Origin of the sequence: Hyphomicrobium denitrificans 1NES1, from assembly GCF_000230975.2 — a bacterium.
Classification (GTDB): Bacteria; Pseudomonadota; Alphaproteobacteria; order Rhizobiales; family Hyphomicrobiaceae; genus Hyphomicrobium_B; species Hyphomicrobium_B denitrificans_A.
In genome coordinates, this window is record NC_021172.1 from 3330365 (window position 1) to 3350340 (window position 19976).

Here is a 19976-nt window from a genome sequence, read left to right on the forward strand (position 1 = left end):
GAGGCAAGCTTCGTCGGTCCCAGACAAACGGAGATAGCAATGCCCGGACTCCTTCGCCCTGAAGATCTCAAGATGATTAGCTCTGACGCGGAGATGGCTGAGGTTGATCGCGGGCGCAAGCTCGCAGATAAAAAGAAGGAGCAGGACCGAGCACTTCGCGAAGCTTTCATGTCGCGCAAAGTCGCGCCGGAAGCCATCGAGCGGATAAACAACGCAGTTCGGATTGCCGCCCAAAATGGCCATCATCATTTGGAGGTCATCACCTTCCCATCGAGCTACTGCAACGATGGAGGAAGGCGGATCAATATTGCCGATGCGGAATGGCCAACAACGCTGACGGGCTTTGCCAAAGATGCTTACGATTTCTATGACAATGAGTTGCGTCCGCTCGGCTATAAGCTTCGCGCCGAAATCGTAAATTTCCCTGGCGGCATGCCAGGAGAAGTTTCTCTATCGCTCGCATGGTGATAGCTTCTGAAGGAGAGACGCCATGGCTGAGGCAGCCGTCTCCAAAATTCATCGGCATGAAAAATATGAACGACTGATTGCGGCAGCGCAGCGTCTGAATCCACTTCCAACAGCCGTCGCCCAACCTTGCGACGAGTCCTCACTGCGTGGTGCCATCGAAGCAAGGGATGCGGGGCTGATAACTCCGATACTCGTCGGGCCAAAGGCAAAGATACTCGAGATTTCGACAACACTCGATCTCAAGCTCGACGGTCTCGAAATAGTCGACGTGCCTCACAGCCACGCCGCAGCGGCAAAAGCAGTTGAAATCGTGCGTGCCGGCAAAGCCGAAATGCTCATGAAAGGCAGCCTCCATTCCGACGAGCTGCTTGGTGCCGTAACGAGCCGGGAGACAGGCCTTCGCACCGGGCGACGAATTAGCCACGTGTTTGTGATGGACGTTCCCACTCATTCACAGACGTTGTTCGTGACCGATGCTGCGGTCAATATTGCGCCGGATCTGATGGCCAAGCGTGATATCGTCCAAAACGCAATCGATCTTTACACAGCCTTAGGCCTCGGCAAGCCCAAAGTCGCGATTCTATCGGCTGTTGAAACTGTCACCACCGCCATTCCGTCGACTATTGAAGCAGCCGCACTTTGCAAGATGGCGGATCGTGGCCAGATCACTGGCGGAGAACTGGATGGACCACTTGCGTTCGACAATGCCATCAGTTTAGCGGCAGCGCGCGTCAAGGGCATCAAGTCACCTGTCGCGGGCCACGCACAAATCCTCGTCGTGCCGGATTTGGAAGCGGGCAACATGCTCGCGAAAAATCTTACGTTCATCTCAAATGCCGATGCTGCTGGAATCGTCCTGGGAGCAAGAGTGCCGATCATTTTGACGTCGCGAGCCGACAATGTTCGAACACGCCTGGCTTCTTGCGCCGTCGCCAAATTGCTTGCTTACAGCAGACGGGCTAACGCCCCGATCAGAGCCTGACCAATGGCCGATACCATACTGGTTATCAACGCGGGCAGCTCGAGCATCAAATTTCAGCTGTTCGCAATTGAGCCTGGAGAGCAACTCGATCGGCGGCTTAAAGGTCAGATCGAGGGCATTGGAACAAGGCCACGCTTATTTGCAAACGACGCAAATGGCGAATGTGCGGTTGATCAGTCTTGGACGACTGACGAAGTCAGCGAATTACATCAGGCCCTTGAGAAGCTCGTCGTGTTTCTACGTGAATATGTCGGGAGCTTACCTGTTGCGATCGGACACAGGGTCGTGCACGGCGGGCCAGAATTCATCGAGCCCACATTGGTCAACTCCTGGATCCTCGATCATCTCCTGCGGTTCGTGCCGCTTGCGCCGCTTCATCAACCGAACAATCTCGCGCCGATCAGGATCGTGCTGGAGCGGCTGCCGCACCTATTGCAAGTCGCATGTTTCGATACCGCCTTTCACAGGCATCATTCGGAAATTGCGGACCGCTACGCGATTCCTGATCGATTCTATCGAGAGGGCGTGCGCCGCTACGGCTTTCACGGGTTGTCCTACGAGTATATCGCCTTGAGGCTTCCGCTAGTCGCTCCCGAGATTGCCGACGATCGGGTCGTCGTTGCCCACCTGGGAAGCGGCGCATCGATGTGCGCGCTAAAGGGGGGGAAAAGTATTGAAAGCAGCATGGGATTTACAGCTCTGGATGGTTTGCCGATGGGTACGCGCCCAGGTCAGATTGATGCCGGCGTCGTGCTCTATCTCATGAATGAAAAGGGAATGACCGTTAAAGACGTCGAACATTTCCTTTATCACGACTGCGGCCTCAAGGGCCTGTCAGGCATTAGCAACGACGTCCGAGATTTGCTCACGAGTGTCGATCCAAAAGCTAAGATGGCGCTCGACTACTTCGCTTATCGTATCGCCCTTTTCGGCGGGATGCTCGCGACCGCATTAGGCGGAATCGATGGCTTGGTCTTCACTGCCGGGATCGGAGAAAACGCGCCAACGATCCGCCAAGCCGTGGCCGACCGCATGTCTTGCTTCGGTATCAAATTATCGGAAGTGGCTAACGCCAAAAATGAGCTTTGCATTTCCAGCGAGAGCTCGCGCGTCACGTGCTACGTCGTACCGACCGATGAAGAGCTGATGATTGCAAGGCACACGCTGCAAGTATTGCAAAAACACGAAATGCCCGAGGAGCGGCGGGCATGATTGATGTTTCGTCGCTGAACTTGCTCAAAGGAAAAAAGGCACTTGTCACTGGTATTGCGAACGATCAGTCCATCGCGTGGGGATGCGCCAAGGCCTTTCACGCGTTCGGCGCAGAAATCGCAATCACGTATCTTAATGAGAAAGCTAAACCGTACATCGAACCGCTGGCCAAAGAGGTCGGCGCGCCAATCTTCATGCCGCTCGACCTCCAGCACGAAGGGCAGCTTGAGGGCGTATTCGAAAAGATCGGTAAGACGTGGGGGAAGCTCGATCTCTGCCTTCACTCCATTGCGTTTGCACCGAGGGAAGATCTGCAGGGCCGCGTCGTCGATTGTTCGAAAGATGGATTTCTCCGCGCAATGGAGATTTCATGCTGGTCTTTTATCCGAATGGCGAAACTTGCCGAGCCACTCATGAAGTCTGGCGGAACATTATTTACGATGACGTACTACGGCTCACAAATGGTCGTGGAGCACTACAACATCATGGGCCCTGTGAAGGCCGCTCTCGAATCGGCGACGAGGTACTTAGCTGCCGAGTTGGGGCCAAAAGGTATAAGAGTGCATGCAATATCTCCCGGCCCGCTAAAAACGCGCGCTGCATCGGGTATCACGGCGTTCGATAAGCTTCTTCAAAAGGCACAATCAAAAGCTCCAAGCCGAAGCCTAGTCTCGATCGACGACGTAGGCGTTGCCGTAGCCTTTCTAGGCATGGATGGAGCGAAGCTGATCACTGGCGAAACGCTTTACATCGATGGCGGATACCACATCATCGATTAGTCGCGACGCACATGGTTATGATCAAATTTGGGTCAGAAAGAGAAACTGGCGCTCGATGAGACCGGACTGCGTTTCAGGAAATGATCTTCAAGGCGACTCGGGTCGAATGGCCGTGACGGCCGCCAATCACACCAGAAAAGATCACGCAGTGGACCGTCCTGCTGAAAGATGAGCTACGGAACGGGCCCACCCGATCTGAGGCAAGCGTATACACAGCTGACGGTCCGCGAGGTTAGCGTTAAAGACAGGGAAATCCGCATATCGGGATCCAAGTTCGCCCTGGCGAGGCGGCTTCGCGAGGGCTCGAAAATATTGCGCCCGAAGTTCTATTTTTTGTTCAGGAATGGCGCACCCGACAGCATTTCGAACCTGCGACCTCTGCCTTCGGAGGGCAACGCACTTTCGGGCTTAGCCGAGCGCGTATAATCCTAAGCGCTATTCGCGTTCCAGTGTGTGCAGCCGATAAATAATTGTTCTGCTCACCTTCAACATCAGAAATCGCTGGACTTCGTTGGCATGACAAGCATTGCTGTCATAGTGACGCGGTGCGGAGGCACAGGGTCGCAAAATTGGCAACCTCGCGTGAAGAGCGGGGCTTGAGGTGGTGCAGGCGCTGCAATCCCGCGGCGCAGCGTCGAGGAAACCACCTTATGACGAACAAACGCACCACAAAGCCCGCAGTACCGGCACCGGCCCGATCAGGAACCTCAGCACGCGTTCGAAGGCACACGTGCTCGAAAAGAAGCGGTCGAGATTTCCCGATCCCCGAAATCATCCACCAAGATTCAGACATGCTTGGATATTCTCGGGCGCAAGACTGGCGCAGCGCTCAGTGAGCTTATGGCTGTGACCAACTGGCAAGCGCACAGCGTTCGCGGCTTCCTTTCCGCTACCGTCAAGAAGAAGCTCGGCCACAGCATCATCACATCGCGAGATAATGACGGTGGCTGCCGCTATCGGATCGATCGAGCCGGTCGGGGACGCCGATGAGCGTTCGTCACACGACGAGCGAGGTCAACCGCGAACTGGATGATCTCGCAGCCCTTGATCTCGATGCTCTGCGACGGCGCTGGGCGCAGATTAAGCGGCCGACCTGCGCCGGAGCATCTCCCGCGCCATCTTCTGTTTCGGCTCGTCGCTTACCGTATCCAAGCGGAAACGTTCGGTGATCTCGACAGCAAGAGCATCAAGCTCCTACGGGAACTTGCCCAGCAGCGAGCCAAACGCGGCGACAGCCCACCAGGTGTACCTAAGCCTCAAATGGCAAAGCCAAACGAAGAGCCTCTTTCAAACCAGTCTCAGTTCGCGTGCGAACCAGTCTCTCGACGAGAGTGCCCATCGACGTCAGGAAAAGGAATTTTGAGGCCAGAGACTTCGGGTTATTTGAGGCGCAAGTGCGCGCTGGAAGACACCCAGAGACCGCGAATATTGGGCCGACATACCGCGTAACGTGCGGAAGTGTCGGACGCTATCGAGTCGTAAATTATTGTGTAAAATCAACAGCTCACTTGGTGGTGGAGCCGAGGGGAATCGAACCCCTGACCTCTGCAGTGCGATTGCAGCGCTCTCCCATCTGAGCTACGGCCCCAAACCGGCGGCATTTAGGATTTGGGCTCCGGCCTTGTCAAGAAAAGGCGCCAACTCGAAAAAACGCGGCTAACACTGGCGCAGGTTGCCGCCCCCTTGTAGAGGCATCCCCCGATAGCCGCCGATGGATCTGCCCGGTAAACTTCGGCTCAGGGCCGCATTTACGCGGTAAAGTCGGCTGGTGGGACGGGCCAAGCACTTGCGAGCCCAGCCCCGACAGGGCTACATGACGCCCGCGGCAGCCTAATTTCGGAACAGCGATGCTCGAACTTCTCAGCTTTATCAGCTACCTCATCACGCTCTACACCTACATCGTCATCGCGGTCGTGATCGTCTCCTGGCTGATGGCGTTCGGTGTCATCAATGCCTACAACCCTATGGTGCGGTCGATCTGGCAGGCGCTGAACGCGGTCACGGAACCCTTGCTCGCGCCGATCCGCAACGCCATGCCCAATCTGGGCGGCATCGATATTTCGCCAGTTATTCTGCTTCTCGCCTGCTATTTCGTGCAAAGCGTCGTTATTCCGAATATCGCCAAGGCCGTCATTTGAGCGACGTGCGGGATGGAGCATTCCCGGAGCGTAAACCTTGGCGGCACGGCGCCGCATGCGTCATTGCCCACTTCCGGCTGACGCCGAAATCCTCCAAAGACGCCGTCGAAGGTGTGACCTCTACAAGCGACGGCCCGGCGTTTCAGGCCAGGGTGCGCGCTGTTCCCGAACATGGTGCGGCCAACGAGGCGCTCGAAGAACTCGTCGCGCGTTGGCTCAATTTGCCGAAGCGGTCCGTTTCGCTGGCGAGCGGCGGAAAGTCACGCCTCAAAGCATTGCGGATTGCGGGCGAGCCTGAAGCGCTCGACAGACTATTGCAGATGAAGATCAACGAATTTCAACGCTAGCTGGACAAGGGAGGAAATGGGATGTCCGGAGCTCAAATTATCGACGGCAAGCAGATTGCGGCGAACGTCCGCGCCGAGGTCGCGGCCGAGGTCGCGCGGCTGCAAAAGGAGCATAACCTGAAGCCCGGGCTCGCCGTGGTGCTTGTCGGCGAGGATCCAGCGAGCAAGGTTTACGTTGCGAACAAAGCCAAGCAGACTGTCGAAGTTGGCATGAACTCCTGGGAGCATCGCCTTCCCGCCGAGACGAGCGAAGCCGACGTGCTGGCACTCGTCAACAAGCTGAACAATGACCCGGCATGCCACGGCATTCTGGTGCAGTTGCCGCTGCCGAAGCACATCAATTCCGAAAAGGTTCTGAATTCGATCAATCCGGAGAAGGACGTTGATGGTTTTCATCCTGTGAACGTCGGGAGGCTCTGGGTTGGCGAGCGGGCGCTGGTGCCGTGCACGCCGACGGGATCGGTCATTCTGGCGAAAACGGTGCTGCCGAGCCTTTCGGGTCTCAATGCCATCGTAATCGGCCGCTCGAATATCGTCGGCAAACCCGTGGCTGCATTGCTGCTGCGTGAGAACTGCACCGTGACGATCGCGCACTCGCGAACGAAGAACATCGAAGATGTCGTCAAGCGCGCCGACCTTGTTGTCGCGGCCGTCGGCATTCCGGAAATGGTCAAAGGAAGCTGGATCAAGCCGGGTGCAACGATCATCGACGTCGGCATCAATCGCGTGCCGTCGGAAAACGGCAAGACGAAGCTCGTCGGCGACGTTGCGTATGACGAGTGCGCGAAGGTTGCGGGCGCCATCACGCCTGTTCCGGGCGGCGTCGGCCCGATGACGATCGCATGCCTACTGCGCAACGCGGCTCAGGCGGCGGCGATGATAGCGGGCGTGAAATCGGCTTTTGCGTAAGCGGTAATCGACTCTGCGGTCTTCGACGCCGGGGCTCATGCTCCGGCGTTTTCATTTGCATAGCTAACGGATCAGCTGCGTTCATGGCATGGGTGCTGGTCGCGGATGTACGTATTGAAATATTCACCTGCTGAGGGCGCCGCGATCAATCCGTCGTACTTCCATTCGGGCACATCAAAGTACGTATAAGCGCGGCCTGTGGTGAATGTGACGTCAAGAGTCAGGGCATCCGGATCATAATCCGCGGATCGAATAGCTGAAGAATTCGGAAAGTCCATCACCTGGCCTCTTCCGGTGAACGGCCTCTCTCAAGCGGCGCGGGCCTGACGCAACGTTTCACCGCGATAACTCAGTGCCTCGGCGATGTGAGCGCGGCCCACGATTTCAGAACCTTCGAGATCGGCAATCGTTCGCGCGACTTTCAGCGTGCGATGAAAGCCCCGCGCCGAAAGGCCGAGCGTTTCGGCGGCGTGGCGGAGCAGCACGACACCGGCTTCATCGGGTGTTGCGGTTTTCTCAAGGAGCGTGGTCGAGCAGTCGGCATTGGTCCGAATGCCTTTGGCGCCGAGCGCCGCAAACCTCATGCGCTGGCGCTCACGCGCGGCCGTAACGCGCGCGCGAACTTCCGCGCTGCCTTCGCTCGCGGGAGGAAGAACAAGATCCGCCGCGGATATTGCTGGAACTTCGATCTGAAGATCGATCCGATCGAGCAAGGGCCCTGAGACTCGCGCCTGATAGTCGGCGGCGCAGCGCGGGCCGCGGCGACAGCTTTCGCCGGGCGAAGCTCCGCCGCATTTGCACGGGTTCATCGCTGCGACGAGCTGGATACGCGACGGGTATGAAATTCTATGATTGGCGCGTGCGATAACCGTCTCGCCCGCCTCAAGCGGCTGACGCAGGGCGTCGAGCACATTCGGCTGAAACTCCGGAAGCTCGTCGAGAAACAGCACACCATGATGGGCGAGCGAAACTTCTCCGGGACGGGGCCGCGATCCGCCACCGACCAAAGACGCCATGCTTGCCGAGTGATGCGGGGCACGAAACGGCCGCTCGATGGTGAGCTTGCCGCCGACGAGTTCGCCAGCCAGGGAATGCACCATCGAAACTTCCAGGATTTCCGGCATTGCGTAGCAAACGCACCAGCCAAAAGCTGGAAATTCCGAGGACTTAAAATCATGATTGTGAAGCTTGCGGCCCATCCGGATCAGATCCGGTACTGGGCTCAAAGCGCCTTGAATGCCTTCAAGACGCTCGATCAAGAAACGGCCATAGAAGTCGCATCTGCGGACCTCGCGGCGCTCCTAGCCTACCTAGATCGAACAGATGATGCCGTTACTGTACTTGGAGTCGTTCCGGTCGAAACGAGGGTCGGGGTCGAACCGTCTGAGGGTCTTAGTGAGAAGGGACATCTTCGCGACCTCAAAATTGTGCGGCCCTAGTTGGTCCGTTAGGTCGTTCGGATTGCTTGTCATAATGCCGGAAACGCAAACTTTTCCGGTTGTGCTGAAATACACGGCAGAAGGTTCAAAATCCCGGTCGCGCAAGTCGTCCTTATACCGAAAGCGAACCACGAAGTGCCCGTGGATCGCTTCGCATAGGAGAAGTTCATTCGCTCGGTTGCGTGGCGCTACTTCGACCGGCTTCTTTGGCTTGCGTTGCGAAAACATGGCGTAATCTCCGAAAACGACTCAGTGATTTTACCATGGCTGAACCTCACGTCGTCTCTGCCCTAGCAAAGAAGCGCGCCGAACTCTCCGGCGACATAGAGACAACCCAAGCCAAGCTCCGGCAGATGATCCTAGACCTCGAAAGTCTGGATAAGACGCTTTTGATGTTCGATCCGGACTATCGGATTGAGACGATCCGGCCGAAAGCGTTCCGTCCGCCGGAGGATTGGTCGAAGCGCGGAGAGATGACCCGGATCATTCTCGGAATACTGCGGCAAGCAACCGAGCCTATGACAAGCTCTGATATAGCCGTGCAGTTGATCGCAGAGCGGGCGTTGGATCAGACAGACGCCAAGTTGCAGAGACTCATGACCAAGAGAGTTGGTGTCGCACTTAGGGGGATGCGGGATCGGGACGTTGCCAGATCGAAGGCCGGACCCGGCATGTCCGTGCTGTGGGAGCTAGCGAAGTAGCAGGTAGGTCAGAGCCGCAAGGCCGACTGCTACGAGGCTGAGTACGACCCGGCGGGGACTGATTGGGCCGCCGTGACCGCCGTAGTCTGGGGATTTTTCATATCCGGAGGGCATGTTTGCCACGTTGTCAACTAATTGTTAAAGGAGTCTGGACAAAATGTACAATAGCAACAAAATGTACCTGTTGTAGATTTTGTACGAATCGCACACTTTAAGGCAGGGGAACGTAACTGTAATGAATCTGGCGACATACACCGTGAGCGAAGCAAGGGATAACTTGGCCGAGGTGATCGATCGCGTGGCTTATACGGAGCAACCCGCTGTCATCACGAAACACGGAAAGGACAAGGTAGCAGTCGTGCCATACCGGCTGCTTGAAGTTATTGCACGCGTCGAAGCCATGTTGGACTTGGATAAAGCAAGGGCGGCGTTGGAGGATTTCGAATCCAACGGAGGGATGTCACTTGCTGATCTAAAGAAGGATCTCGGATTGGCCGAGAAGCATTCTATTGGGGGCAAAGTTGGCAAGTTGCCACGTTCACTTAGCAAGGGCCGTAGTCCGCGAGCTAAAAAAGTTTCCGCGTAAGGTTCAGGAAAACCTCATTGCACATCTTGATAGGCTGGAAGAAGCCCCAAGACCGCCCGGCGTAGAGAAGCTGAGCGATCAACCGGGCTTCTTCCGCGTGCGCGTTGGCGACTACCGTATCGTCTATGCAATTCCTAAACCGCAGTTGCTCGTTGTTTGTTTGATTGGCGACCGAAAAAATGTTTATCGCGCTGTTTATAGACTCAATGCCACGCTCGATCACGCAATGCAGGAACTTCACGATCGACCACAGGTAGACCAACAGTCGTCGCGAAAATCCTAGCTTATCGCTGCCAATAGCCCTTCCAATTCCGGCTAACAGGATGCGCCATCGCCAGCGTGACGGCGCGATGCGTCAGTGAGCCATTGTCTAGGCGGCGATGGTCTTCCATCCACGCCGCATGCGCTGCGTACTGATGCAGATGTTGGGGGCTAACGTGATGATGCTGCCCTTCGACCATCCGGCGAAGGCGAGCTAAAAAGCTCTCCGCTTGGTTCGTACATGCGCCATTGAAGCTGTAGGCCTCTGAATGGTTGATGCGCATCGTCTCGAATTTGGCGTGCAGCGCATCCCAATGGCTCGCTTCGTCGGCATGGACGACGGAACCCGGACGGACAATTTTTGAGACGAAAGCAACGCCATCCGCTTCCGTCTTCGTAACCGTCGTCAGCGTGCGGCCCTTGCGCTCGCGTGCGATTACGACGACGCGGCGCTTGCCGGTTTGATTTTGAACAAGGCGACGATCAACGCGGTTTTTCTTGAGATTTGACGGGCGAATGTGGCCGCCGAAGTAAGCGCCGTCCACTTCAACCGTGCCCGAAACGTCGAGTCCTTTGATCTCCGAAGCCATCGCTTCGCGGAGCTTATGCGAGAGGACGAAAGCGGTTTTGTGTTGGCAATCAAGATCACGGGCGAGTTGAAGGGCTGAAACGCCTTTCGCACCGTTGATGATGATGACGATTGCCGCCAGCAAATCGGTGAAGCTCATCTTGCGGCTGGCAAGGATCGTTCCGGACGTGACCGAATACTGATGGTAGCAAGCCTTGCACTTGTGCTTGCGGCGCGTGGCAATGTCATAGGACTCGACGCACCCGCACTTCGGGCAGATCGGCGTGCCGTTCGTATCCGGCCAACGCATCTGTTTGAAAAGGCCCCAAGCGGTTTCCTCGCCCATGCAATAGACCTCACGAAGCGAGATGCTCCGGGCCTTTGCTGTGAGGAGGAAATGGGTTGGCATCATTAAATCCGATGTAAAGTACATCAGATATGATGACACAATACATCGTTGTCAAGGACAAAAACATCGAATATGATGATTTCCATCATCACGACCGAGGTTTTATATGCGAGACGACGATTGGGCGGAGCGAGCCAAGGGGCTCCTCAAGGCTGAGCTAAAGCGCCGGAACGTCGGCTATCGGGAATTAGCCGATAAGCTGACGGCGGATGGCACGCCCGAAAGTGAGCGAAACATAGCGAACAAGATTTCCAGAGGCGGATTCACGGCTGCGTTCTTCTTACAATGCTTGTCCGTAATCGGCGCTCAGACATTACGATTAGACGACTGAATCTCGACGGACTCGACGTTACGTGATAGCAAAAACGAAGCGGGCGACTTGCGCCGCCCGCTATGGTTACGCTCTTAAGAGCAGCCAGGTTTGGTGCTGGAACACCTCGCCCATCACCGGATACATTCGCATCCGGGTAACCTCCTTCCCGGCAACATCACTGCCGGTGTGCTGCTGGTCGCAGAACGCATGCACTAAACGCTGAAAGCTCCGCGGCGTGCCGCGGAGCTTAATTCACTGGACGCTCACGACGCCCGATCCTGGCTCGCCTAACTCTTTGACCGCGCCGCGTGCGCCGGGAGGCAGCCCATACTTAGTACCCTGCTTGGCGAGCCTACCTGTTTTGAATAGACGCCACAGCGTAGGCGAGATGTCGTTATTGTCGGCAGTTGGCCACCAACGTTCTCGGATCGCGTGAACGATCTCTTGGCCTTCTAGCCAATGAACGCCGCGTTCTCGAAGTAGGGTAACGGCCATCACGTATATGGTGGGAATGCCATCCGGCTTTTTACGTTTGGACGCGTCGCCGGACGTTGGAATGGATTCCGGTAAATCGACCGAGAGCAACCGCGCCAAAGTCCGTTCTGTTATCGCTAGCTCGTTGATTCGCTGCTCGACCTGCGCACGCTCCGCATCAAGCTGCGCCAGACGCTCGATTTCCTGCGCCTTTTCGTGCTGCACGTCCTTAAGTTCAAATCGTTTCATATCTTCCGGATAGGGCATCTCTGTCTCCGTCGTCAATGGCATCATGACTCATGTCAATGATGAGTCACTTATACGCCACATGATCTCTATTTGTTCTCTTATTGATCCTTGGTGCGTTTGCTACGCAATGCCGAGGATTTCTTCCGGCGACAGCGGCGGAAGTATCGAGGGCATTCGCGAGGCAAGCATCGACTTGCCTGATCCGGGCGGGCCGATCATCAGGAGATTGTGACTTCCAGCGGCTGCGATTTCGAGCGCGCGCTTCGCGGCTTCCTGACCTTTGATATCCCGCAAATCTGCAAATGAACTCTGGGCGGGCAAAACATTCGGCTTCGGGCGCGACAGTGTCTGCGTGCCCTTGAAATGGTTGACAAGCGACAGGAGATGAGGCGCCGCCAGAATGTCGAGGCCTTCGCTTGCCCACGCCGCTTCCGGCCCTGATGCTGCGGGGCAAATGAGACCTTTCCCCATTTGATTGGCCCCGATGGCTGCAGGAAGCGTGCCCGGCACAGCTCGAATCGAGCCGTCGAGCGCCAATTCTCCGATCGCTGCATAGTTCGCGATCGCATCAGGCGCGATGGCTTCCATAGCCGACATCATCGCGAGCACGATCGGCAGGTCGAAATGGCTGCCTTCCTTCGGCAAATCGGCTGGCGCGAGGTTGACAGTGATATGTTTGAAGGGGAGGCCGAGCCCCACGGCATGCAGGGCGTTGCGCACGCGCTCCCGGCTCTCGGCAACCGCCTTGTCCGGCAACCCGACGATGGCGAACGCCGCCGCTCCCGGTGTCACACGGACCTGAACTTCAACCGGACGCGCTTCGATGCCGATAAAGGCAAGGGTCGAAATCTGACCGTACATGCGCCCCCCAATGCCGTTCGACTGGCTGGGAGGCTAACTAACCTTTTTTGGGCGCGCAAGAACAAAAATAGAACGACTACCCCTTTTTCATCGCCAGCGACAGGCCGACCAGCGATGAGTTGACGAACTGGATTTCGACGGCCTGCAGATCGCCCCGGACGACGATGTCCATGTTGGCTGTGATGTCCGCACCCTTAACGACGATACGGAAACCCTTCGGCGTAACTTCGCCAGTCAGATCGCCTTCGAAATTATGGATGGTTTCTTTCCAATGGCCGGTCAGCTTACCTGCCGCTTCCTTGAGGTTGCTGATGACTTCAATCGCTCCCGACGACGTGGCGCAGCGAATGGTTTGTTTGAGCTCGTTCGGCGCCGCCGGATCGAGCAGGTAGGTCGCCCGGCATTTGACGCGCTCGGGCTTACTCTCTTTGAAGCCGAGAACGCCGTCCCCGGTCCAGCGGCCGACCAACGCATCAAATGGTGACGTGGCGATCGCCTCGGCGCTCCGCAACGTAAAACCGACAGCGCATAAGCATAACGCCGCGAGCAAAATTTGCGACGTAACCCAGCTTCCCAATCTTTGTGACGTCATGGGCGAGGCGACCTTCCGTTGGTGATGAGCGCGCGTCTTCCGGCCGGAACGTCACGCAGCATGTGTTCTTTTCTTTTCGTCAATTGCATCCCAGATCATCGCGGCGATGTCATTGCCGCCGAATGTCTTGATCTGGCGAATGCCTGTCGGGGACGTGACATTAATTTCGGTCAGATACGGACCGATGACATCGATTCCGGTGAAAATCAGTCCGCGCTTTTTGAGCTCCGGTTTCAGGCGCGCGCAAATTTCCTCGTCACGCGACGTGAGCGTTGCCGCAATGGCCGTGCCGCCGACGTGCAGGTTCGAGCGCGTCTCGCCTGCCTGCGGCACGCGGTTGAGAGCGCCAGCCACTTCGCCGTCGACGAGGATGATACGCTTGTCGCCGTCTTTCACCTCTGGGCGAAATTCCTGCACCATGAATGGTTCGCGGAACACGGTTTGAAAGAGCTCGACCAGGGACGCCAGATTTCCATCGTCCGGCTTGATGCGGAAGACTGCGGCGCCGCCGTTGCCGTAGAGCGGCTTGACGATGATGTCCTTAAACTCTCTGCGAAACGCCTGAACGTCGGCGAGTGAGCGCGTGACGAGCGTCGGCGGCATCAGGTCGAGGAAGTCCAGGACAAACAGCTTTTCCGGCGCATTACGCACGTGCGCCGGATCGTTGACAACAAGCGTCCTCGGATGGATGCGCTCCAGAAGATGCGTCGTCGTGATATAGGCCATATCGAAAGGCGGGTCCTGGCGAAGCAGGACGACATCGAGGTTGGCCAGATTTTCGACGCGCGGGTTCGAAAGAGCGAAATGAGCGCCGTGCTTGTCTTCGACTTTCAGGCTTTGGCCCCGCGCCAGCAGCTTATCTCCGTGCAGTGAGAGATCGGCCGGCGTGTAATAGAAAATATCGTGCCCACGCTTTTGCGCCTCGAGCAGGATGGCGAACGTCGAGTCGCCCTTGATGTCGATGCGATCGATCGGATCCATCTGTACGGCAATGCGGAGAGGCATGGTGTACTTTCGAGCCGGTGTGAACGCCAATCATGTGCCGCGCGATGCCGCGGCACGCGCTGGTCGTTTAGCCGATTTGCGATACCTGCGAAACGCCGCTTCGCGATGCCGGCTGGAGCGGCTTCAGCATATGGCAAACATGCCGCATTTGACGCCGGTTAAATGGAATTGGCCAATCAGAGGAAATTGTAGGGATCGATATCGACGGTGACGCGGACGTCGCTCTTAAGCTTTGGAATCGTTCCAGCCCAGGCCCGAAGATAGCCCTGCAGATCGACATCGCGCGGAGCTTTGACCAGCAATCGCCAACGATGACGACCGCGCACGACGGCAATCGGAGCTTCGACGGGGCCTAACACTGAGATCACATCCGACAGTGGTGCCCGCCGCGCGATCTCGCGTGCGGTGACCTCGGTAAGGGCCTTGTCGCGCGCCGAAATCACGATTGCCGCTAACCGGCCATATGGCGGAAGCAAGCCGGACTGTCGCGTCTTCACCTCGTAATTCAAAAACGCGTCACGATCACCCGCGACGATGGCCTGCATCACTGGGTGGTCCGTCGAATAGGTCTGCACGAATCCGCGGCCGACGAAGCTCGTCCGTCCGGCGCGGCCCGTCACCTGATGCAGCAGCTGAAACGTGCGCTCCGCTGCGCGCGGATCGGCGCCGTGCGCAAGGCCGAGATCGCCATCGACGACGCCAACGAGCGCGAGGCCGGGGAAGTTGTGTCCCTTCGCAACGATCTGAGTTCCGATGATGATGTCGAACTCACGAGCTTCGATGCCGCGAATGATCTCGCGCATTTCCGAGAGCCCGGGGATGAGGTCGGATGACAGCAGCGCGACGCGCGCATCGGGGAAGCGTTCGGCGACTTCTTCCTGCACGCGCTCGACGCCCGGTCCGCACGCAACGAGCGCACCGGGTGCCGCGCATTTCGGGCATTTCTCAGGCAGCGCCAACGAAAATCCGCAATGGTGACACGTCAGCTTTTTCTTGAAGCGATGCTCGACGAGCCATGCCGTGCATTGCGGGCATTCGAGGCGATGGCCGCATGCGCGGCAGAGCGTCAACGGTGCGTACCCGCGGCGATTCAAAAAAAGCAGCGTTTGCTGGCCGTTTTCGAGCGTTTCTGTGATCGCTCCGACGAGGCGCTGGGCCAGCCATTTGCCAGGTTCAAGCTTCTCGGCTTTGAGATCAATTAGGGAGACGTCAGGCATCGCAACGCCCGAAAAGCGGCCCGGGAGAACCGCGTGCCGATAGCGCCCGACAAGCGCGTTGACGTGGCTTTCGATCGACGGCGTTGCGGACGCGAGCACCACCGGAAACTTTCCGAGATTGCCGCGCACCACCGCCATGTCGCGCGCCTGATAGTGGACGCGGTCCTCCTGCTTGAAGCCTTGATCGTGCTCTTCGTCGATGACGATCAGTCCAAGCTCGACGAACGGCAGAAACAGTGCCGAGCGCGCGCCGACGACGCAGCGCACGTCACCGCGCGCGACGCCCTTCCAGATGCGGCCACGCTCCGCCGGACTCAAGGCCGAATGCCATTCGACAGGGGCTGCCCCGAAGCGCTGCTCGAAGCGCTCCAGAAACTGACTCGTCAAAGCAATTTCAGGGAGCATGATGAGCGCTTGCTCGCCCGCTTCGAGCGCGCGTGCGACGGCCTCGAAATAGACTTCCGTCTTGCCGGAACCCGTCACACCATCGAGCAGGGTTACGGAGAAATTCCCGGCATCGACGGTACTGACGAGCGTCGCGACGGCCTCAGCTTGTTTATCGGTGAATTCGGTCGTCGCGTGTGCCGGTTTCGGAAGCGGAAAGACGCGCTCGGGGATTGCCACCTCAACGAGATTTCCTGAGGCGGCCAATCCGTCGATCACACCGGTGGAGCAGTCGGCGAGGTTCGCGAGGTCCGACTTTGCGCGAATGAGACCGTCGGCAGCAACCTCCAAGACGCGCGTGCGCGCCGAAGTCATTTTCGGTGGTAGCGGCGCGCCTTCGACTATGCGCACCCCAAAGCGGTGTTTCGGCGGCTCGAAGGCCGCGTCGGCGCTCATCATCATGCGCGCCACCATGCCAAGCGGCGCCAGCGTGTAGCGTGCGACCCACTCGGCGAACCGCATCGAGATTTCAGGAAGCGGCGGTGCGTCGATCAGGCTCGTCAGGGATTTCAGCTTCTTGGGATCGACGGCCTTGCCGTTGCCACGTTGGCCGTCCCATACAATGCCGATGCGCGTTTGCTGCCCAAACGGTACGAGCACGAACGAACCGGGTGGGGCCTCGATACCCTCAGGCACCAGATAGTCGTACGTCTGGTCGAGCGCGACCGGCATCAGCACGGGCACGCTGCGGGCGCCGGACCGGGCGCCGTTATCCAGGATTTCGAGCAGACTATCCAAAGGGCCGTTCAACGGACTAGAAGCTTCTTCCAAGAATCGAGCGTGCTAGATTTGCCTTAAGTTGCGGCGCACCAAAGGCAAGCCGAAAAGTTAAGAGACGTAGTCAGGAGCAAGAAATGAAATTCTTCGTCGATACCGCCGATGTGGCTGAGATCAAGGAGTTAGCTGCCACGGGCCTGCTCGACGGCGTGACGACAAACCCAACGCTGGTCGCCAAGGCGGGGCGCGACTTCAAAGATATCATCAAGGAAATCTGCACCGTTGTCCCTGGACCCGTCTCGGCGGAGGTCGCGGCGACCGACTACGACGGGATGATGCGCGAAGCGGACGTGCTGCGAAAGATCGCCAAGAACGTGACGATCAAAGTGCCGCTGACCATGGACGGCCTCAAGGCCTGCAAGGCGCTGACGAGCGACGGTACAATGGTCAACGTGACGCTGTGCTTTTCCGCCAATCAGGCACTCTTGGTCGCGAAGGCCGGCGCGACGTTCGTTTCGCCGTTCATCGGGCGGCTCGACGATATCGGGCTCAATGGTATGGACGTCATTCGCGAGATCCGCACGATCTTCGACAACTACCCGGACCTTTCGACCGACATTCTGGCGGCGTCGATCCGTACCGTGAATCACGTCAAGGAAGCGGCGATGATCGGCGCCGACGTCGCGACGATTCCGCCCGCGATTTTGAAGGCGCTGGTCAAACATCCGCTGACCGACGCCGGTCTGACGGCCTTCGTTAACGACTGGAAGAAGACGGGCCAGAAGATCGTGTGATTGCGGCTGCCCTTGCTGTTTCGGATCAACGTGCGTGTCCTCGAAAATTATTTCGCCCGAATTGATTTCCCGCTTCGCCGAGATCGTCGGCCCGGCGAACGCATTGACGCGCGCAGAAGATCAGGCGCCCTACCTCCGCGAATGGCGTGATCGCTATACGGGGAAAACGCCCGTCGTGCTGCGCCCCGGCACGACGGACGAGGTTTCGCGCATTCTGGCGCTCGCCAACGACGAAGCGGTCGGCGTCGTTCCGCAGGGCGGCAATACGGGCCTCGTCGGCGGGCAAATCCCGTCGCCCGAAGGCAATCAAATCGTCTTGTCGCTCGCGCGCCTGAAAAAGGTCCGCGATATCGACGCGCCGGGCGGCACGATGATCGTCGAAGCGGGCGTAACGCTCGCGGAAGCGCAGGCCGCGGCCGAAGGTGCAGGCCGGTTATTTCCGCTCAGCCTCGCATCCGAAGGCAGCGCGATGATCGGCGGCGCGCTGGCGACGAATGCGGGCGGGACTGCCGTTCTTGCTTACGGGAATGCGCGTAATCTGGCTCTCGGGCTCGAAGCCGTCCTTGCCGACGGACGCGTCTGGCATGGGCTGCGGCGACTCAAGAAAGACAATACCGGATACGATCTTCGCGATCTGCTGATCGGCTCGGAGGGGACGCTTGGGGTGATCACGGCCGCGAGCCTCAAGCTCTTTCCCATCCCTGCCGAACGCGAGACGGCGATCGTCGCGCTTGAGTCGCCTGCGGCCGCCTTGAGGCTGTTCCGAATTGCAGAAGCGGACGCAGGTTCGTCGTTGACGGCTTTCGAGCTTTGGGCGCATCGGGCGCAAGAGTTCGCACTCCGCTATATGCCCAACACGCGCGATCCATTTATCGATGCGCATCCTTGGTATGTCCTGATCGAACTCTCGCATGGTGGGACAGGCACGCAAACTGCGAACGCGCTTGAATCTCTTTTGATGGTCGGACACGCGCAAGGTCTTGTCCGCGATGCGGCGCTCGCGCGATCGCTTCAGCAGGCGCAGGATTTCTGGCGTTTGCGTGAGACCTTTTCCGAAGCGCAGAAGGGCGCTGGCGGCAGCATCAAGCACGACATCTCGGTCCCGATTGCACGCATCCCAGAGTTTTTGGCGCGCGCCGCGGAGGTCGTCGAGCGGATTGCACCCGGCGCGCGACCCGTCCCGTTCGGACACTTCGGCGACGGCAACCTGCATTATAACGTGAGCCAGCCTGAGGGTGCCGACAAGGCGCAGTTCCTTTCGCTCTGGGAGCCGATGTCGGATGCGATCTTCGAGCTCGTGTCGGAGCTTGGCGGATCGATCTCGGCCGAGCACGGTATCGGGCAAATGAAGCGCGATGCGTTGCGTCTCTACAAATCGCCGGTCGAACTCGACATGATGCGCGCGATCAAACAGGCCCTCGATCCGAAGGGCATTCTGAATCCAGGCAAATTGCTGTAAGGCGTTGGTGCGTTAACGGTTCGTTAACCGCGTCGGGGAACGCTGAATTTCCGACAGGAGGGCGCAGCCGGTGACTTCACTCGAGGAGATTCTTACGGCGGATGTCGAGCTGCCGCTTGGCGGCGACCTCAAACATGCAGTCGATGACTGGTTGGCGCATCTTATCAACGAGCGCGGCCAAAGTCCGGCGACGCGCGAAGCCTACGCGCGCGATCTCACGCAATTTCTGGCGTTTCTCAAAACGCATCTCGGCCACGCACCATGCCTTGGCGATCTCGGCCGGATCGACGCAAAGACATTCCGCACGTTTCTTGCGCATCGGCGAAAGGCTGGTGTCGTGTCGCGATCGCTGGCACGGTCTCTATCATCGCTTAGAACATTTTTTCGCTGGCTCGAGCGCGAGGACAAGCTGCAGAACCGCGCGGTGCTTCAGGTGGCGTTGCCGAAGATCCCGCATTCGGTGCCGAAACCGCTCACCGTCGACGGAGCGGCGGAACTCGTCGCGACGGAAACCGATGACCGGGCGGAATGGATCGCGGCGCGCGATACGGCAGTGCTGCTTCTGCTCTATGGCGCCGGCCTGCGCATCAGCGAAGCGCTAAGCCTGACGCCGAATTCTGCGCCGCTCAATGGCCGCGACGTCATGCACATCACCGGCAAAGGCGGCAAGGAACGCCTTGTTCCGGCGCTCTCCATAATTTCGGATGCAATCGCAAAATACATGCGGCTCTGCCCATTTCCGCTTTCGGGTGATGGGCCGTTATTTCTCGGGGCGCGCGGCGGACCCCTGTCGCCGCGGCTTATCCAGCTCGTAATGGAGCGAATGCGGCGCGAGCTTGGTCTGCCGGATACAGCGACGCCGCACGCGCTTCGCCATTCCTTCGCGACGCATCTGCTCTCGGCGGGCGCGGATTTACGACAAATTCAGGAGCTTTTGGGCCACGCCTCGCTTTCGACGACACAGGTCTATACTGAAGTCGATCGGGACCGTCTGCTTGCCGTCTACGATCAAGCGCACCCACGGGCGGCTCGCGGCTAACCGTTCAACGTCT

General features: G+C 58.2%; 22 protein-coding genes, 1 tRNA gene and 2 pseudogenes. 16 read left to right on the forward strand and 9 right to left on the reverse strand.

What is annotated here, in order from left to right:
* Positions 1-39 precede the first annotated feature (39 nt).
* The 5 genes from HYPDE_RS15890 (at position 40) to HYPDE_RS15915 (ending at position 4431) form a co-directional block, all read left to right on the forward strand.
* On the forward strand, positions 40-468 hold the full coding sequence (locus HYPDE_RS15890) for a hypothetical protein (RefSeq protein ID WP_015599549.1): 429 nt from the start codon (positions 40-42) through the stop codon (positions 466-468).
* A 22-nt stretch (positions 469-490) separates the two neighbouring features.
* Complete coding sequence (locus tag HYPDE_RS15895; RefSeq protein ID WP_015599550.1) at positions 491-1450, forward strand: bifunctional enoyl-CoA hydratase/phosphate acetyltransferase; 960 nt, start codon at positions 491-493, stop codon at positions 1448-1450.
* 3 nt (positions 1451-1453) lie between these two features.
* The gene (locus HYPDE_RS15900; RefSeq protein ID WP_015599551.1) at positions 1454-2662 is read left to right on the forward strand and encodes an acetate/propionate family kinase; all 1209 of its coding nucleotides are present in this window, start codon (positions 1454-1456) and stop codon (positions 2660-2662) included.
* Positions 2659-3441 carry an enoyl-ACP reductase FabI gene (gene fabI, locus HYPDE_RS15905; RefSeq protein ID WP_015599552.1) on the forward strand — a complete coding sequence of 261 codons (783 nt, stop codon included), beginning with the start codon at positions 2659-2661 and terminating at the stop codon, positions 3439-3441. The genes HYPDE_RS15900 and fabI overlap by 4 nt, the downstream gene beginning before the upstream one ends.
* A 753-nt stretch (positions 3442-4194) precedes the next feature.
* A complete protein-coding gene (locus HYPDE_RS15915) occupies positions 4195-4431 on the forward strand; it encodes a DUF3489 domain-containing protein (protein ID WP_081625132.1) in 237 nt (78 codons plus the stop codon).
* A 522-nt stretch (positions 4432-4953) separates the two neighbouring features.
* On the opposite strand, the gene HYPDE_RS15925 is transcribed toward HYPDE_RS15915, so the two are convergent.
* A tRNA-Ala gene (locus HYPDE_RS15925) sits at positions 4954-5029 on the reverse strand.
* Between the two features lie 259 nt (positions 5030-5288).
* Here HYPDE_RS15925 and HYPDE_RS15930 point away from each other — a divergent pair.
* Genes HYPDE_RS15930 through folD form a run of 3 tightly spaced genes read left to right on the forward strand, consistent with a single transcriptional unit; the run spans position 5289 to position 6835 of the window.
* Positions 5289-5579, forward strand: coding sequence for a YggT family protein (locus HYPDE_RS15930; RefSeq protein ID WP_015599556.1), 291 nt, complete (start codon positions 5289-5291; stop codon positions 5577-5579).
* Positions 5576-5926, forward strand: coding sequence for a DUF167 family protein (locus HYPDE_RS15935; RefSeq protein ID WP_015599557.1), 351 nt, complete (start codon positions 5576-5578; stop codon positions 5924-5926). Before HYPDE_RS15930 ends, HYPDE_RS15935 begins: the two co-directional genes overlap by 4 nt.
* Positions 5927-5947: 21 nt before the next feature.
* On the forward strand, positions 5948-6835 hold the full coding sequence (gene folD, locus HYPDE_RS15940; protein WP_015599558.1) for a bifunctional methylenetetrahydrofolate dehydrogenase/methenyltetrahydrofolate cyclohydrolase FolD: 888 nt from the start codon (positions 5948-5950) through the stop codon (positions 6833-6835).
* 71 nt (positions 6836-6906) lie between these two features.
* On the opposite strand, the gene HYPDE_RS15945 is transcribed toward folD, so the two are convergent.
* Together HYPDE_RS15945 and HYPDE_RS15950 are read right to left on the reverse strand one after the other, a co-directional pair.
* Complete coding sequence (locus tag HYPDE_RS15945; RefSeq protein ID WP_041320577.1) at positions 6907-7113, reverse strand: KTSC domain-containing protein; 207 nt, start codon at positions 7111-7113, stop codon at positions 6907-6909.
* Between the two features lie 30 nt (positions 7114-7143).
* Positions 7144-7953 (reverse strand): annotated as a pseudogene (locus HYPDE_RS15950) (YifB family Mg chelatase-like AAA ATPase); the annotation flags it as partial.
* A gap of 57 nt (positions 7954-8010) precedes the next feature.
* Here HYPDE_RS15950 and HYPDE_RS19190 point away from each other — a divergent pair.
* The 4 genes from HYPDE_RS19190 (at position 8011) to HYPDE_RS19860 (ending at position 9844) form a co-directional block, all read left to right on the forward strand.
* A complete protein-coding gene (locus HYPDE_RS19190) occupies positions 8011-8274 on the forward strand; it encodes a hypothetical protein (protein ID WP_015599561.1) in 264 nt (87 codons plus the stop codon).
* A gap of 263 nt (positions 8275-8537) precedes the next feature.
* A complete protein-coding gene (locus HYPDE_RS15960; RefSeq protein ID WP_015599562.1) occupies positions 8538-8975 on the forward strand; it encodes a hypothetical protein in 438 nt (145 codons plus the stop codon).
* Positions 8976-9210: 235 nt separating this feature from the next.
* Positions 9211-9561 (forward strand): type II toxin-antitoxin system Phd/YefM family antitoxin, encoded by a 351-nt coding sequence (locus tag HYPDE_RS15965; protein WP_015599563.1) that lies wholly within the window; start codon positions 9211-9213, stop codon positions 9559-9561.
* Positions 9497-9844, forward strand: a complete 348-nt coding sequence (locus HYPDE_RS19860) for a type II toxin-antitoxin system RelE family toxin (protein ID WP_432263869.1) — start codon at positions 9497-9499, stop codon at positions 9842-9844. Before HYPDE_RS15965 ends, HYPDE_RS19860 begins: the two co-directional genes overlap by 65 nt.
* A gap of 1 nt (position 9845) precedes the next feature.
* On the opposite strand, the gene HYPDE_RS15975 is transcribed toward HYPDE_RS19860, so the two are convergent.
* The gene (locus tag HYPDE_RS15975; RefSeq protein ID WP_041321438.1) at positions 9846-10799 is read right to left on the reverse strand and encodes an IS1595 family transposase; all 954 of its coding nucleotides are present in this window, start codon (positions 10797-10799) and stop codon (positions 9846-9848) included.
* A 106-nt stretch (positions 10800-10905) separates the two neighbouring features.
* Between HYPDE_RS15975 and HYPDE_RS19660 the strand changes: the two genes are divergently transcribed.
* Positions 10906-11130 carry a DUF6471 domain-containing protein gene (locus HYPDE_RS19660; RefSeq protein ID WP_015599566.1) on the forward strand — a complete coding sequence of 75 codons (225 nt, stop codon included), beginning with the start codon at positions 10906-10908 and terminating at the stop codon, positions 11128-11130.
* A 234-nt stretch (positions 11131-11364) separates the two neighbouring features.
* On the opposite strand, the gene HYPDE_RS15985 is transcribed toward HYPDE_RS19660, so the two are convergent.
* From HYPDE_RS15985 to HYPDE_RS16005, 5 genes and pseudogenes are all read right to left on the reverse strand, one after another.
* Positions 11365-11853 (reverse strand): hypothetical protein, encoded by a 489-nt coding sequence (locus HYPDE_RS15985; protein ID WP_144061294.1) that lies wholly within the window; start codon positions 11851-11853, stop codon positions 11365-11367.
* 105 nt (positions 11854-11958) lie between these two features.
* Positions 11959-12696: pseudogene (locus HYPDE_RS15990) on the reverse strand (magnesium chelatase domain-containing protein); the annotation flags it as partial.
* Between the two features lie 76 nt (positions 12697-12772).
* Positions 12773-13288, reverse strand: a complete 516-nt coding sequence (locus HYPDE_RS15995) for a hypothetical protein (protein WP_081625135.1) — start codon at positions 13286-13288, stop codon at positions 12773-12775.
* Positions 13289-13339: 51 nt separating this feature from the next.
* Positions 13340-14293, reverse strand: coding sequence for a glutathione synthase (gene gshB, locus HYPDE_RS16000; protein WP_015599570.1), 954 nt, complete (start codon positions 14291-14293; stop codon positions 13340-13342).
* Between the two features lie 176 nt (positions 14294-14469).
* A complete protein-coding gene (locus HYPDE_RS16005; protein ID WP_015599571.1) occupies positions 14470-16704 on the reverse strand; it encodes a primosomal protein N' in 2235 nt (744 codons plus the stop codon).
* Positions 16705-16808: 104 nt separating this feature from the next.
* On the opposite strand from HYPDE_RS16005, the gene fsa reads away from it, so the two are divergent.
* From fsa to HYPDE_RS16020, 3 genes are all read left to right on the forward strand, one after another.
* Positions 16809-17465, forward strand: coding sequence for a fructose-6-phosphate aldolase (fsa, locus tag HYPDE_RS16010; protein WP_015599572.1), 657 nt, complete (start codon positions 16809-16811; stop codon positions 17463-17465).
* Between the two features lie 34 nt (positions 17466-17499).
* Positions 17500-18924 carry an FAD-binding oxidoreductase gene (locus HYPDE_RS16015; protein ID WP_015599573.1) on the forward strand — a complete coding sequence of 475 codons (1425 nt, stop codon included), beginning with the start codon at positions 17500-17502 and terminating at the stop codon, positions 18922-18924.
* A 70-nt stretch (positions 18925-18994) separates the two neighbouring features.
* Positions 18995-19963: a tyrosine recombinase XerC gene (locus HYPDE_RS16020; protein ID WP_015599574.1), complete on the forward strand. Its 969-nt coding sequence runs from the start codon at positions 18995-18997 to the stop codon at positions 19961-19963.
* Positions 19964-19976: the final 13 nt, after the last annotated feature.